Annotated in this window: 11 protein-coding genes; 4 read left to right on the forward strand and 7 right to left on the reverse strand. The window is 55.2% G+C overall.

Annotated features, from left to right (window positions below; translation table 11 throughout):
* Positions 1–163 precede the first annotated feature (163 nt).
* The gene (locus tag ACOQOY_RS02380; RefSeq protein WP_420583884.1) at positions 164–2698 is read right to left on the reverse strand and encodes a plasma-membrane proton-efflux P-type ATPase; all 2535 of its coding nucleotides are present in this window, start codon (positions 2696–2698) and stop codon (positions 164–166) included.
* A 227-nt stretch (positions 2699–2925) separates the two neighbouring features.
* A complete protein-coding gene (locus ACOQOY_RS02385) occupies positions 2926–4323 on the reverse strand; it encodes an FAD-binding oxidoreductase (protein WP_420583885.1) in 1398 nt (465 codons plus the stop codon).
* A 157-nt stretch (positions 4324–4480) separates the two neighbouring features.
* On the opposite strand from ACOQOY_RS02385, the gene ACOQOY_RS02390 reads away from it, so the two are divergent.
* Both ACOQOY_RS02390 and ACOQOY_RS02395 read left to right on the forward strand, forming a co-directional pair.
* Positions 4481–5215, forward strand: coding sequence for a winged helix-turn-helix transcriptional regulator (locus ACOQOY_RS02390; protein WP_420583886.1), 735 nt, complete (start codon positions 4481–4483; stop codon positions 5213–5215).
* Positions 5216–5395: 180 nt separating this feature from the next.
* Positions 5396–7375, forward strand: a complete 1980-nt coding sequence (locus tag ACOQOY_RS02395) for a bifunctional 2',3'-cyclic-nucleotide 2'-phosphodiesterase/3'-nucleotidase (RefSeq protein WP_420583887.1) — start codon at positions 5396–5398, stop codon at positions 7373–7375.
* A 203-nt stretch (positions 7376–7578) separates the two neighbouring features.
* Here the strand turns inward: ACOQOY_RS02395 and ACOQOY_RS02400 are convergent, their stop codons facing one another.
* A complete protein-coding gene (locus ACOQOY_RS02400) occupies positions 7579–7821 on the reverse strand; it encodes a glycine zipper 2TM domain-containing protein (protein WP_420583888.1) in 243 nt (80 codons plus the stop codon).
* Between the two features lie 154 nt (positions 7822–7975).
* Positions 7976–9898 (reverse strand): DUF3604 domain-containing protein, encoded by a 1923-nt coding sequence (locus ACOQOY_RS02405; RefSeq protein ID WP_420583889.1) that lies wholly within the window; start codon positions 9896–9898, stop codon positions 7976–7978.
* Positions 9899–10345: 447 nt separating this feature from the next.
* Here ACOQOY_RS02405 and ACOQOY_RS02410 point away from each other — a divergent pair, with 447 nt between their 5' ends.
* Together ACOQOY_RS02410 and ACOQOY_RS02415 are read left to right on the forward strand one after the other, a co-directional pair.
* Positions 10346–10474 carry a hypothetical protein gene (locus ACOQOY_RS02410; protein WP_420583890.1) on the forward strand — a complete coding sequence of 43 codons (129 nt, stop codon included), beginning with the start codon at positions 10346–10348 and terminating at the stop codon, positions 10472–10474.
* A 73-nt stretch (positions 10475–10547) separates the two neighbouring features.
* Positions 10548–10811 (forward strand): hypothetical protein, encoded by a 264-nt coding sequence (locus ACOQOY_RS02415; protein WP_420583891.1) that lies wholly within the window; start codon positions 10548–10550, stop codon positions 10809–10811.
* 157 nt (positions 10812–10968) lie between these two features.
* Here ACOQOY_RS02415 and ACOQOY_RS02420 read toward each other — a convergent pair whose 3' ends face one another.
* From ACOQOY_RS02420 to ACOQOY_RS02430, 3 genes are all read right to left on the reverse strand, one after another.
* Positions 10969–12003, reverse strand: a complete 1035-nt coding sequence (locus tag ACOQOY_RS02420) for a helix-turn-helix domain-containing protein (protein ID WP_420583892.1) — start codon at positions 12001–12003, stop codon at positions 10969–10971.
* 361 nt (positions 12004–12364) lie between these two features.
* Positions 12365–12727 (reverse strand): YybH family protein, encoded by a 363-nt coding sequence (locus tag ACOQOY_RS02425; protein ID WP_420583893.1) that lies wholly within the window; start codon positions 12725–12727, stop codon positions 12365–12367.
* Positions 12728–12829: 102 nt separating this feature from the next.
* The gene (locus ACOQOY_RS02430; protein WP_420583894.1) at positions 12830–14572 is read right to left on the reverse strand and encodes an adenylate/guanylate cyclase domain-containing protein; all 1743 of its coding nucleotides are present in this window, start codon (positions 14570–14572) and stop codon (positions 12830–12832) included.
* Positions 14573–14722: the final 150 nt, after the last annotated feature.

The following is a 14722-nucleotide window of genomic DNA, read 5'->3' on the forward strand; positions in this document are numbered from 1 at the left end:
TGCACTTTCAAATTGGACAGGTCGCTATTCCTTGGCGGAGTCTACGTCTCGTGATCGCGCGTTTTGCGGCGGCAAATAATCTCTAACGAAATTCTGCGATAACAACGATCGGCTTGACGCGAAATTACTTGGAACAATGCATGAGGCAACCTTCCTAAGCGTTTCATGCTATCCGATGCGCCGCATTATGAGGATTCTGTAACCTGCGCATCATACCCAGCTTTGTCAGATCAAGAATAACCAGCCAGATCAGCATATAGACCCAAACCAGACCGATCACTGTCCACGGGATTTGTTCGACAAACCATCCGAAACCGCACAACGCGACGGCTATCGCCTGCGTGCCTATGATCGCAATCAGCAATGGGCGCGCGGGCCAAGGTCGAGCAAAGAAAGCCCCTCTTGATCGGACAACGAACAACAAAAGATGCCCGCCCGCTGCTAGTTGCAGAAACAAAACCGTCTGAACCTGTTCCTGTGTTAGCGAAATCCAAGCCTGTAGAGATGTGCTGTTAATCCAATGCATCCCAATCAGCAAAAGGCCAAAAGTTTGAACGATTGAAAGCAGCCCCATCAGGCTGGCACCAAGCAGAATGCGCCGCATGTCCCATCGGATGGGTTTCTTGGGCAGGTAGGTGTTGTCGTAAGCGATTGTCATGATTGGCACGTCATCAAGCAGTGCCAGCATGATGATCATGATGGGCGTCAAAGGAGAAAAGCCGAATAGTATCGTCGCCATCACAACCACAAACATGATGTCCAGCGTCATGGCGACCCGGTAGACGATATAGTTCAGAATCCTCTCAAAAATGCGCCGTGCCTCTTCGATGGCATCAATGATGGTCGACAGCCCGGGCGCGGTCAAAACCAGAGCAGCGGCGGCGCGCGCTGCGTCCGTCGCCCCGCTGACCGCCACTCCGCAATCGGCTTGCTTTAGCGCGGGGGCATCGTTCACACCATCACCCGTCATCGCCACGACATGACCACGATCTTGCAGCGCCTTTACGATGGCGTATTTGTGCTCGGGAAAGACCCGAGCGAACCCGTCCGCCCGCTCCACGTTTTGGGCGATTTGTTCCGGTAGGTGGCTCATGTCCATGTCGGATGTGAACAGGTCCGAAGCGGCCTGAAGATGCGCGCTCATACCCAGTTGGGCAGCGATCTGATCGCCGATTGCCACGTCATCGCCGGTTACCATTTTAACGGAAAGCCCGTGTTCCTTGGCGCGCTGGATCGTTTCTTTGGAGTCGTCGCGCGGCGGATCGAAAAGCGACAGAATACCCATAAAAGTCCAAGTGTTTCCATCGTCATCCGAGCGGGCGACGCCAAGAGCGCGCATCCCATTAGACGCGAGGCCTTCGACGTCATCCTGTGCTTTCCTGAGCGTTGCTGGCTCTGGCTTGCACAGGTCCAAAATGACCTGCGGCGCCCCTTTGGTATAGTCCGCAGATTTGCCGTTCGGATTTATTACCGTCGCCTGTGTCCGTTTGGAAACGGGATCGAATGGAACAAATTTGGTTTGCGAGTATTTCGACAATGCGTCCGACCCCGGCAGCCCGGCAATCACCGCCGCATCAATTGGGTCATCGCCATCGAACTGCGAAGCCAGAGAACCCGCGAGGATAAGCTCGTTCACATCATCTTCGCCAAACAAAACGGGATCACCCAAGCTCAGCTGGTTTTTCGTCAGGGTCCCGGTCTTGTCCGAGCATAACACGTCGACCCCGGCCAGTTCCTCGATAGCTTCTAATCGTGAAACGATTGCTTTCTTCTTGGACAGGTTCATCGCGCCCAAAGCGTTGGTTACTGTCATTACCGTCGGCATTGCGACAGGAATTGATGCAACAAGCAGCGCCAGAACTGTTCTGAGGATGTCCGCCGCTGAAGACCATTGCCACGAATGATCAACAACCATATCGCGATAAAGCTCGGTTCCGACCAGAAGGAAGGCCAGTGCAATTGATAGGATAATCAGGAAGTCACCAATATGCGTGACCGCGATCTGGGAATGCGATGCGCCTTTGCCGGCACCCGCCACAAGGCTTGCGGTTCGCCCGAAAAAGGTATCGGCGCCCGTGGCGATCACAACAGCTGTCATTTCGCCTTTTTTCGCGATGCTTCCGGAATACCCGACGTCGCCTATCGCCTTTGAGACCGGAAGGGATTCACCTGTCAGCGCGGCTTGATCGATACTGACATAATCGCCGGAAATGAACCGCACGTCGGCCGGTACGACATCACCCAACTTAATGCGCACCACGTCGCCGGGGACAACCCTAGCCGCATCAATTTGCGAGAATTGCCGGTCCCGTAAGACCATAGCTTTGGGGGCCATCCCCGCCTTCAACGCCGCCAGCGCGTCCGCAGCCTTACGTTCTTGCCAAAAGCCTGAAGCAGCATTGTAGGTCAGCAAAACCATGATGATGAAGAAGTCAGACCAATGTCCAATCATTGCCGAAAGGACGGCAGCAGCCTCGATCATCCAAGGGATCGGCCCCCACAGATATCCAAGCAACCGCTGTAGATCACTGACGCGTTTTTCTGCCAACTCGTTGCGACCGTACTTAGCCAGTCGATCCGAAGCCTCAGTCGAAGTAAGGCCGCCATCGGTTGTTTGGAGATCCTTAAATACGGTCTCCAGATTGGCCTTCTCAAGACCCGGGTCTTCAGTTTGCGATGGAGTGGATTGTCCAGACATCTCTTCCACCTTCAATAAGAACTATTTCCAAAACGATTTGCTTTGCAATTGGTTACATAGATTTACTGATAGCACAGATTTTCCACGAACAGTGCGCGCATGTTTCGCAATGCTTTTTTATAAGCATGCCCGTTGGAAGAAATTAGTGTCATGCAAAATCGCCCGGGCACCTCAATTGAAAACAGGATTGCCAAAAATCGGGTCAGTTTCGCGCGCGGTTCGGGACTTCAGTCAAGCATGGGCGCACCCGGCGGTGGTATGGGCGTAATGTTCTGGTTGACGCAGAACATATTGCCTGGGTCGTATTGGTGCTTGATAGCGCAGAGCCGGTCGAGGTGCTGTTGATATGCTTTGTCCGCACTCCCCGACTCGGCAATGAAGTTGACGTAAGCACCGGGCGCAGCGTGGGCAGCAATGCGACGTGAAGCATTTTTGAGCCAACCGATCATCTCAGCATCGTCCTTGGTATTGTCCCAGCGCACGCCCGGCGTAGACAAAAAGGGCACATGCCGGTGCGCAAAGGCGGTGGCGTCAGCCCCAACATCGCCCACTGCACCACCAAGCTGACAGATAAGCAACTCAGAGGCCGGCGTGGGAAGATCATATGCCAGATCGACCAGATCGGTGATCAGCGCCTCGCTCAGTGACAGGTGATTGTGGCTACGCCAGTAGTTGCGCGCGCCGAAGGCATAAGCCTCGTCAAGAAAGCTCTGCGCTTCGATGTAGGGGCGCGGCGCAAAGGCGCTGCCCAGGGGCGCGACGCCACCGTAAAGGGGCATAAGATCCTGCGCTGCCTCATCTTGTGGCGCGGCATGGAACTGCATCAAGGTCAGTACCTTTTGCCCATGCCAGCGCTCGGGCAGCGCGGGAGCAGGCGGCGCAGTCATCAGGTTGGCCCACACGCAGGCGTCTCGGGTCAGGTGTTCGGAATGCTGCGCGTACGCGGTCAGGACGTGTGCGGCGTCCTCCAGTGCAAAGAAGGTCGGGCCGAATGAGACTTGCGGCCGCATTGGATATGCACGGAACTCGAATGAGGTTACGACACCAAAATTCCCACCCCCGCCGCGCAAGGCCCAGAACAGGTCGGGATGTTGGCTCTCGGACGCGTGCAGGCAGGTGCCGTCCGCAAGAACAACTTCAGCTGAGACCAGGCTGTCTATACTCAGCCCATGCCGCCGCGCGAGCCACCCAATGCCACCGCCAAGCGTAAGCCCGCCCACGCCTGTGGAAGAGACAACTCCGCCGGGCACGACAAGCCCGTGCGCTTGCGTCGCCGCGTCAATCTCGGCAAAGGTTGCGCCTCCGCCGACGCGGACGCGGGCCGTCGCCGCTTCCACTTCTACCCGGTTCATCCCGGAAAGGTCGAGCATCACCGCGCCGTCAGCCACGGCAGTGCCCGCGATGTTGTGCCCCCCGCCCCGCACAGAGACTTTGCACCCCCGTTGCGCGGCGTGTGCAATGGCGTTTTGCACATCCTTCGAGGTCGTGCATTGACAGATGAGCGCCGGATGCCGGTCGATTGTGGCGTTCCACACAGCTCGACGTGCGTCGTATCCGTCATCTGCGGGTGATAACGCGATATCCCTCAGCGAGGTGGGCAGGGTTGTGGGAACATGCGGGGCCATGATGCTGTCTTATTTGTGTTACACTCGCCCACAGGATCGCAAATCGGCACATGAAAGATACTAAGAAATCTGGAGTGCTACAGATTCTGTAGTTGAACCAACGCATGTGCCGCCGAACCATGAGGGGATGCGACGCACATACAGATTGGATGGACCGATGCCTTACAAGGGATACGGGCAATATTGCCCCTTTGCGCTGGCCGCCGAGTTGCTGTGCGAGCGTTGGACTCTTTTGGTGATCAGCCGCGTCATCGACGGGTGTTCGCGCTTTAACGAGATCCATCGCGGCGTCCCCAAGATTTCCGCCACGTTGCTGAGCCAGCGGCTCAAGCAATTGGAGCACGCCGGGTTGATCACGCGGCAAAAGCTGCCGAACGAACGCGGCCATTCCTATGCGTTGACCGAGGCTGGGCGCGATCTGGACCCGATCATCATGAGCCTTGCGGTCTGGGGGCAGAAATGGTCGCGCGATATGGAACATGAGGACCTTGATCCGGCCTTTTTGGCCTGGAGCATGCATACGCGATTGAACATCGTCGCGATGCCGAAAAACCGAACCGTGATGGAGTTTGCATTCACCGGTTATGACAAGGGCATCTTCCGCTTTTGGCTTGTTGTGGAGCAAGGCCAAGCCGACATGTGCTTGAAATACCCGGGCTACGACTCAGACCTTGTCGTGCATGCCGACATTCGGCGGTTCATCGAAGCGTGGCGCGGGTTTCGCGACCTGAACCAAGAGATTATGTCTGGCCACATTCGTCTTGAAGGTCCGCGTGATCTTAAGAAGGCATTCCCGGAATGGCTAAAACTCAGCGCGCTATCATCGTTTGAACGAAGAGTCGGGCGCGAAGCGCTGCTGAGCGGACAAGAGAGAGAGGTTGCTTCTGGTTGATCGGACGGTCGAAAGCCCGAATTCACACGCACCGCACCCTGGCAAACCCAAGAACTTTTAGTATGGTACTGATACCTCTTTCAATGATTAGCGCGTCAAATGTGCTGGTAACCTGTGTCATACGATTGTTGTGAAAGCCCATCATAAGGCGCGTCGTCCTACACACTCGAAAGGTGTCCTATGTCCTTTTCAAGCCGTCTTAATGTGTCCCGTCGTCAGTTTCTTGCCACGACAACCGCTAGCGCCGCGATGATCACGTTGCACCCGTTCTCGGCCTCTGCGGCCAATAATCAGGCGCATCTGCGGATCATGGAAACGACGGACATCCACGTGCATGTCTTCCCGTACGACTATTATGCCGACAAACCCCGCGACACGGTTGGCCTGTCGCGCACGGCCTCGATCATCAATGAAATCCGGTCCGAGGCGACAAACTCGCTGTTGGTCGACAATGGCGACTTTCTGCAAGGCAATCCGATGGGAGACTACATCGCCTATGAGCGTGGAATGAAAGAAGGCGACAGCCATCCGATTATCACTGCCTTCAACACGGTTGGCTACGATGCCGCCACGCTGGGCAATCACGAATTCAACTACGGTCTGGAGTTCCTGGACAAGGCCTTGGCCGGGGCTGAATTCCCGGTTGTTCTGGCCAACGTGGCGAAAGAAAAAGGTGCAAACCCGCGCGACGACAAGACTCTGGTGCAGCCCTACGCAATTCTCGACCGCGAGATTGAAATGGGCGACGGCGCAAAGCATCCGATCAAGATCGGTGTGATCGGCTTTACACCGCCGCAGGTCATGAACTGGGATCGGAAGCATCTTGAGGGCAACGTCGAAGCCCGTGACATCGTCGAGACCGCGCAAGCTTACGTGCCAGAGATGAAGGAACAGGGTTGTGACCTGATCATCGCCCTGTCGCATTCCGGAATTGGCGATGCCAATCACGCGGACGGCATGGAAAACGCATCGGTCGTTCTGGCCGGTGTCGACGGTATCGATGCACTTGTCACCGGACACAACCATCTGGTCTTCCCATCATCCACCTTTGCCGACCGCCCCGGTATCGATATTGAAAAAGGCACCTTGATGGGCAAACCGGCGGTCATGGGCGGGTTCTGGGGGTCGCATCTTGGCCTGCTCGATCTGCTATTGGAACGCGACGGCAATGAATGGCGCGTGGTGACCACCACCTCCGAGGCGCGCCCGATTTCCAAGCGCAACGAAGACCGCTCGATCACTGCACTGGTCGGCGATGATCAGAGCGTTCTCGACTCGGTTGCCAAAGACCATGATGAAACGTTGGCCTATGTGCGCCGTGCCGTCGGCAAAACCTCGGCCCCGTTGCACAGCTACTTCGCACTGGTCGCGGATGACCCATCGGTGCAGATCGTCTCAATCGCCCAGAAATGGTATGTCGAAGAGATGATGAAAGGCACCGAGCACGAAGGTCTGCCCATTCTGTCTGCGGCGGCTCCATTCAAGGCCGGTGGTCGCGGTGGCCCGGATTACTACACCGATGTGCCCGTGGGCGATGTCGCCATCAAAAACGTTGCCGACCTGTATCTCTACCCGAACACGGTGCGCGCGGTGCGCGTGAACGGGGCGCAGGTGCGGGGCTGGCTGGAACGGTCCGCCGGCATGTTCAATCAGGTCGAAGCGGGCTCGACAGACGCAGTTCTTCTGAACCCGGAATTCCCGTCCTACAACTTCGATGTGATGGACGGCGTGACCTATCAGATCGACCTGTCGCAGCCGTCGCGCTTTGGACCGAAGGGAGAAGAGATCAACCCCGATGCGGCACGGATCGTGAACCTGTCTTTCAACGGCGAGCCGGTCACCGATGACATGGAGTTCATCATCGCGACCAACAACTATCGTGCCTCGGGCGGCGGATCTTTCCCCGGTGCGTTGGGAGATACGGTCGTATTCGAAGCACCAGACACCAATCGCGACGTCATCGTCCGTTATATCGTCGAACAGGGCACAATTGACCCCAAGGCAGACGCCAACTGGTCGTTCGCTCCGCTTGAGGACACAACGGTATTGTTCGAAACAGGCCCCAAGGCCCGCGACTATATGAACGATGTCACAGGTGTCTCAATCGAGGACGCCGGAGAAGGCGCGGACGGCTTCGCAGCATTCCGGATCAAGCTCTGACCGAACGCAGACGCGAAAAGCACCCGCCACCGAGTTTAGCCGGTGGCGGGCTTGCATTGATTATCTGCCCGGCTCAGAACTGCCGGTCGACAACAACGACCATTTCTACGTCGAAGCTTGTCACATAAAACATCGGAAGCAGTTGTGTACTTGGACATTTGGAAAGCTTTCGGTTTGCGGACGATGCCGCTGGTCGAAAGTCGTCAGTTACAGACTGATTGACCTGCATACATTCCAAGGCCAGCGCCGGCCGCTGTAGAGAGGGTCTTGCCTGTTCCCCCACCAAACCGGTTTCCGACTACGCCGCCAAGGGCAGCTCCGCCCAGAACACCCGCCGCACACCGTGCATCATGTTGCACCTGTGCCTGGGTCGGTGTCGTTGGTGCCCCGCATGCAGCCAAAAGCAACGAACCACCAAAGATGCTGGTCAGCACTATCTTCTTCATTTTGATTGCCTCTGAATTTGCCAAATGAGTTAGCAAATTAAGTGGTTCGTGCTTGGGCACCGTACAAGGCTTCAACCCCCTGTGTTAAACAACGTTAACCCATTCTTAATGAAGGCGGCCATGGGCCGCGCTCCAAATCCATACGGCGGAAAGATCATTCTGCTGGCGTGTACCAAATCGGTGAGGAATACGCTCGTTCCTGATGCGTGAGCACCGCGTTTTCCGGCAGCTCGGCGCCAAATCTCACTTTGTCGTACAACACCCAACGCGGGGTGGGGATTTCGAGGGCGCGTACATAGTAAAACGCCCGAGCATTCGGATCGAAATCGGGATCGGTCCAAACGGTCACCAATTCGGCGGTTCCGATTGTGTTGGTCCAACTTGCGGTTTCCAGATCAACAGTGTCTCCAACCGCAGGAACTTTGCCGCTCTGGTCAGCAACACGGTCATCTGACCACGCCACATCGTAGACCTTTTCCTTCAACGCCCCTTCGGCATCGAGCCACCCCTTAATCACCTGCACGCGGTCCAAATTTGCACCAACCGGATCGCGCAGCGCAGCGATCAGGAACGACGGTGCACCGTCTCCCTCGCGAGGACGCAAGTCTGAACCCATTGGAACACCCTTTGTGTAGCCCACATTTGCAAGGAACCGAGTTTCAACATCGGCATCGTTGAAATCCCATCCGCCAAAGAACCGCAGGCCAATCCGCGGCCCGGTGGTCGCATAGGTTTCGCGCCGCTTGAACGCATCGAAAATTGCAGAACGTGTATTCTCGGTCGCCCAAACAGCTGTGTACCCAGACGCAACCAGAAGGTCGCCGGGGATTTCGCCAAGTTCATTTGCGATGAACGGATGCTGGACCCTTGTAGCCGAAGGTTCAACACTAACGGATTTCCCAAAAAAGTTGTCCTCTTCGGCTGTCGCCAGAGACGTATGGCTGTCCGTCGCGCCGCCCATGCCGAACTTATAGGGGTTCACGCCGAATTTTTCTTCCAACATCAAACCACGCTTCAGGGCCTCACGGGCGTATTCGCCGGCCAACATATCTTCGGTTTTGAGTTCCGTAATGTCGAGATTGCCGACGTCCCAGTTTTCGTAATCCGCAAATTCATCATCTGGGCTCAGGAAGGGATGTGTTTCGCCGTCCCCCTTGATCTGAGTCACCTCATAGTGGGGCTCCCATTTCGCACGAGCTGCGACGTATTCCTCATCAACCTTTCCGCCGTGATACGTGTCTTCGGTTGGGAACATCCATCCATTTGACAGGTTACCGTTGTGAGCAAATGCAATCGCGCGCCCGCCGGTTTTTTCCTGATACGTTTCAAGCCAGGAATAAAGCGTCTTTGGATCGGTATCTCCGAACGGAGGCTGCGTGACCGGAGGCACCATTTGAAGCGCCCGGATGGGTCCGTCGCGCAGCATTACGTTCCGGTGAAGGTTGAAACCTTTCGGTACTGAGGTCCACTCAAACCCGATAAAAGCGGTAAAATTACCCGGGTCGTTGTTCCGCTCTGCCGCAAGCACAATATGCTCCCACGTAAAGGCAAATGCGTCGGCGCCCGGACTGTAAGACTCCAGAAGGATTTCCGGCAGCGTCATTTGCGAAAAGTTGGTAATAATGTCGAACGCGGTCTTACCCGCCTCTTCGCCGCCCGCTTTGTAACCCTCGTACCATTCCAAACCTTTTGGATCGCCAATAACACCCGGCTTACCCGCTTGCAGATCAGGGGCAAATCCCATCAGGTCGGTGTGGTCCGTAAGGACCATCCAATCCAAAGGCCGCGCCAGTCTGACAGGTTGGCCCGTCGAAGAAATAACCTGCTCACCCTTTGCAAAACGCCAGGCCTCATCCGGCAGCAAGGTGTTCCCAAAGGCGCCGGCGTCCAATGACAGCCCGGTATGAAGGTGAGTGTCCCCCCATAATGGTCGTTCAGGAAAGGACCGGTCGGCATAGGGAGAGTAAGGTTGCTCTGAAAACAAGCCTTCGGCAGCCTCTTTACTTGGGACAGCGTCGGCGAAGACATGGGTTGGCATCACCCCTACTGCCCAAAAGCATAACAACATACGAAACATTGTGACCTCCCAATTCAGCTTTTGCTCGGCGATTTCGATGAACTACATCACGACAAATTAATATTCATATTTCTCTATATCATAGTGAGTTTTTGTTTGGGAAAATTCTTGGCTCATGACTTTGTTGCGTAGGCGCAAAGAAAATCGGGACTTCGTGTAAACACTTGTCGCCCTTGTCCGGCGCATTGAACCCGTGCCGTTGGTGCTCGGTTTTCATCTAATGGACCTTACCCAATCACCAGCGAGCCGAGCGCACTGACAGGTGAAGATATTCAGACGTTCAGGAACGCACGCGGGCTTGTAGGCGCATTGCTGTGCAACACGGTCGTCAACATGATGCCTTTTCTCAAAATCCTGACGTGTCAGCGCAATAAATCAGGGCCGAAACTTGCCAAGTTTATTGCACACCCAGCGTTTCAAACACGCTTCACTGAAAGGAGATTTAAGATGAAAAAGGTCCTGATCGCTTCCGCCACTGTGTTCGCGCTTGTTGCAAGTGCCGGAATGTCCACAGCGCATCCTCTGGGCGGCCAAGCCCAACAAACCTCCAAACGTCTGGCTCTGGCTTTCATTTGAATCAGGAACAGTGGAGTTCGGACGATTGTGACTCATGCACAGATGCCTGGTCTTAACTGAAAGGAGCTATCAGATGAAAAAGGTCCTGATTACTTCTGCAACAGTGTTTGCAATTATTGCAGGTGCTGGAATATCCATGGCCGGCCCGTCGCGTGGTCATGGACATCGCGCGAACGCGCATGATGTTCACTCATCAATTTCGCAAGCCCGCGGCTATACCGACACAAAGTCCAAAAGCCACCAATCCTCCAAAAGATCTGGTCGAGGCTCCGGCTTGACCTCAGAAAAGGAGGTTGACGAAAATTGTACAGATGCGTGCACGGATGCATTGTCATAAACGCGCCGCAGCTTTTTCGGTGGATGCTTGAGGCGGCGGGTCAGTCGACAGGCATCCATAAACAAGTTGTGACAACTTTTTGAAATTGCCGGGCACTGGGACTGTGGTTCATGAGTTGCCAAGTTCATCTTTCACCGGGGTTAGGAGCCCTCCCCCCCTAGCAAGCTCGAACACTACCCGGAGACCGGCCAGTCCAAGTCTTGTAGGCGTTCGTAAACGCAGCCTGATCGGAATAACCCAGCGCAAACGCAATCTCGGATAGGCTCAGCTTGGGATCGTCAAGATACTGCTCTGCCAGCCTTTTTCGAGTGTCCTTTAGGAGCTGTTTGTAGGTTGTGCCTTCCTTGGCAAGTTTGCGTCCAAGGGTACTGATACTCATCCCGAGTGTCTTCGCTATTTCATCTTGCGTCGGAGCACTAAATGACAGGCGTGATGTGATTTCGCTCTGCACTAAAGAGCTTGTTTCACCAATCACCGGTGCCAAATCCTTCATCAGGCTTTGCACATGGGCTTCAAGATGCGACAGCAATCCAGGGTCGGTATCTTTGATCGGAATATCCAACACTGACATATCAAACAGGATACCCGGAACTCTTTGGCTCTGTCTCACGTTGACTGACAAAGCGCCTGAGATCCGCGCCCGCTTTTCCTCGGTCATTTCATGCGGAAAGCGTATCTCAAGGACTGGCAACCGCGTCTCGGCTGCGATTTGAAGGCTGGTTAAAAGAGCGGAAATTCGAAACTCGTTATGCGCACCGTCAGCACGCATAAGCTGGGCGATGGAGTCTATCTCCAGGAACATGCCACGTTCTTCATTGTAGAATGACAGTTTGGCAAAGCCCCGCGCCAAACGAGCATAGTTTACCGCCTTTTCAATGGCCTCCCCAACGGTTGGAGAGTTCAACACGACATAGCTGAGAAGGGTTGTCCGTCTGGGGTTGAATGTTTTTCCCGCCGAGATTGCAAACAAGGGATCATTGGTTTGTTCATGAGCAAGTTCCAGAAGGCGCAGCTCATTCCGGACGTCCACAAAATTCGGCGGGGTTTCGTGAATATCTATCGGTAGGTTGGCCGATCTGAGCAGCGCAACAACATCCAAGCCACGGTTTTGCAGAAGCTTAGCAATGTGATGCACACCAAAGCCCGGAACATTCCAGGACTGGATGTCAGACTCCACGCTTGTCTTCTTCATGCTGAGATATCGCCCGAGTTCGAAGCGCCCTGCAATCCGGGGCTTTTTGTTTTGAGCGACAATAGACAGGGTACAAAAGCTATGCAAAGCAAACGTATGAGAGCAGAGTATTGCGACGACGCCCCTTGATTGAGAGGCTGACCCTCGTTGGCCGTGAAAGGCTTGTTTTGACCGACGATGTAGCGGCATGTTCGACAACGATGGTCGGCATGATTTTGCCTCGTGTGAGACGCTCCTGACCGCCTGCTAAAACCTGTGCAACACACTTACCCTTAGATGTCCTGACATAGTCGCCTCTGCGCGCAGAGGCGATTTGCAAAAACGATTAGGGCGTTCGGACCGCTAGGTTGCGTTGTTCACTTTAGGCGTCGAAATTCCATATGTCGCGCTGAACCTTCCAGCCGTCATCGCCTTTGTGAAAGAATAGAATGTACTTCCCGGAAAGGTCTTGCCCACCCATTGAGCCAGTCAGAGTACCCATCGTCACTGCAAAATCTCCGCTGACATGTGCCGCGGTCGGGTTGGCCACGACATTCTCAAGACCCCCGTCAATTGCCGCCTGCCAATACTCTTGGATGGCTGTACGACCGGACATTGTCGGGGCGCCCGGCGGCATGACGGCGCCATCTTGGGCATAAGCTGCTGTTGCCATACTTGCGTCTTTTGCATTGATCCCTTCAATGATGGACGCGTCGAGTGCCTTTACAGATTCAACATCAGACATCTTTTTCTCCCCCATTTTGCCGCTGATGTCTTCAGTCTATCACAGGTGCCCGGGTTGAGGTTTTTCTTGGGCATTCAACCTTGGACAGCTCAGCTTTAATGGCTAGTCGGGCAGTCCCGCTGCGCGCAGGCCCGCGGCGAGACGCTCGAAATCCTCTGGCCGCCGCCACATAGTCCGGTAGCCACGAGCGAGGCTGGAAACGGTTTCTTCACCCAGTTGAATACCTCGGCTCATGAGCTCGTCGCGCCGTTCAGTTTTGAAATCAATCAATGCTGCCTCGGCTTCGGTCTGACGGCCAAGCTGCGCGTAAGACGCCGCCACGAAAGCCGTTGCAAGGGAATTGAGCCGGGCCTCTCCCATCAGCAAGCCCAGTGCCGCTTCAAAGTCTTCGCGGAAAAATTCTATCTGCCCCATGATCCAGTCGATGGCCGGAGGATGCAGTGGGTCCAATCGCATGGCCTCGGAGACGATACAGTGCGCTTTCTCACGCCGTCCCAGCAGAAGAAATGCATATCCGCACCAGGCCATGGACTCTGCTTCGTTTTGGATCAGAGACAAGGTTTTGGCGAACTGAGCCTCGGCTTCTTGCCAATGACCTGCGCATAGATATGCGAAACCGAGTTGGTCCTGAATGTAGACATCCTGATTGTCCAAGGCCGCGCCTTTTCGGGCAATGTGCAATACATGGCCGGCCGCTTCGGAATCTGCCAGCCCAAGCCAAAGATCAATTACATATGTATCTGAGAGGTACATGAACGATCGTGCAAGTGACGGATCGAGCGCGACCGCCCGTTCCAACAACGCCCGCGCTTTTGCCGTGTCACGCGCATTCAGGCCGTCGCGAAGGGCTTTGCCCTTTAGCATCAGCTCGTAAGCCTTCATTTCATCCTCTGGCTTTCGGGCCGAACGATCCGCTACATCATGCTGAACGCGCCCAGGAAGGACTGCCACGATGCTACGTGCCACGTCATCCTGAACCTCTAGGACATCCTCCAATTCCCGGTCGTACCGATCCGACCACAATTGTGATCCCGAACCTGCATCGGATAGCTGTACCGAGATCCTGACCCGGCTTCCCGCTTTCCGTACGCTGCCTTCAACAAGATAATCTGCACCCAAAGCCGTCGCGATTTCAGCCGGATCCACCTCTTGCCCTCTGAAGCGAAATGAGGCGTTTCTCGAGACCAGTTGCAGCGTACGAAACCGAGACAGGCCAGTGATTATGTCTTCCGCTATGCCATCAGTGAAAAAGACCTGCTCTGGATCATCGCTCAGGTTGTGAAAAGGCAATACGGCGATAGTGGGTTTTAGATTTGCCTCTGATTGGGCTCGCCGGGTATTTTCCGCTTTCGATCCGCCAAACCGCCAGGCGCGAACAGGTTCGGCGATGTTCTTAAAGGTTAGTGTTCCCGCGTCTTCCCAAGCGATTGGCAGTCGATTACCGACAATGCGATACACTGCATCGGACACAAGCACGCCGCCTGGCGCTGCAAGTTGCTCCAGCCGAGACGCCAGATTTACACCTGAGCCAAAGACGTCCCCGTCGCGCAGAATAATATCGCCAAGATTGATGCCGATGCGAAAGCGGATCGGATCAGCCCCGTCCGGCGGCAGTTTTTGCCATTCATAGGCGCAGGCAACAGCATCTGCGGCGCTTTCGAAACTGGCCAAAAGGCCATCGCCAAGCAGTTTTATGACCGTGCCCTGATTTCGTTCGACAAGCGGGATGAAAAGCTCCGCCATGATCGTAGACAGAGTTTCAAGCGTGCCGAATTCGTCCCGCTCCATTCGGGCGGTATAGCCGACCATATCGGCCACGAGTATTGCGGCCAGCTTGCGCTCCACGTTTCTCCTCCCTTCTACTGAATACCTTTCGCGGGGTGAAACGACCATGAGAAACTGAAACATGGGTACATCCGGCGACGCCTGTTTTTGGAAAGCCGGGGCTGGGTCGCGCACAGGTTGAACTCTGCGCGACCCGGCGGATTTGTTTCA

Source organism: Ruegeria sp. (assembly GCF_965221235.1).
Taxonomy (GTDB): Bacteria; Pseudomonadota; Alphaproteobacteria; order Rhodobacterales; family Rhodobacteraceae; genus Ruegeria.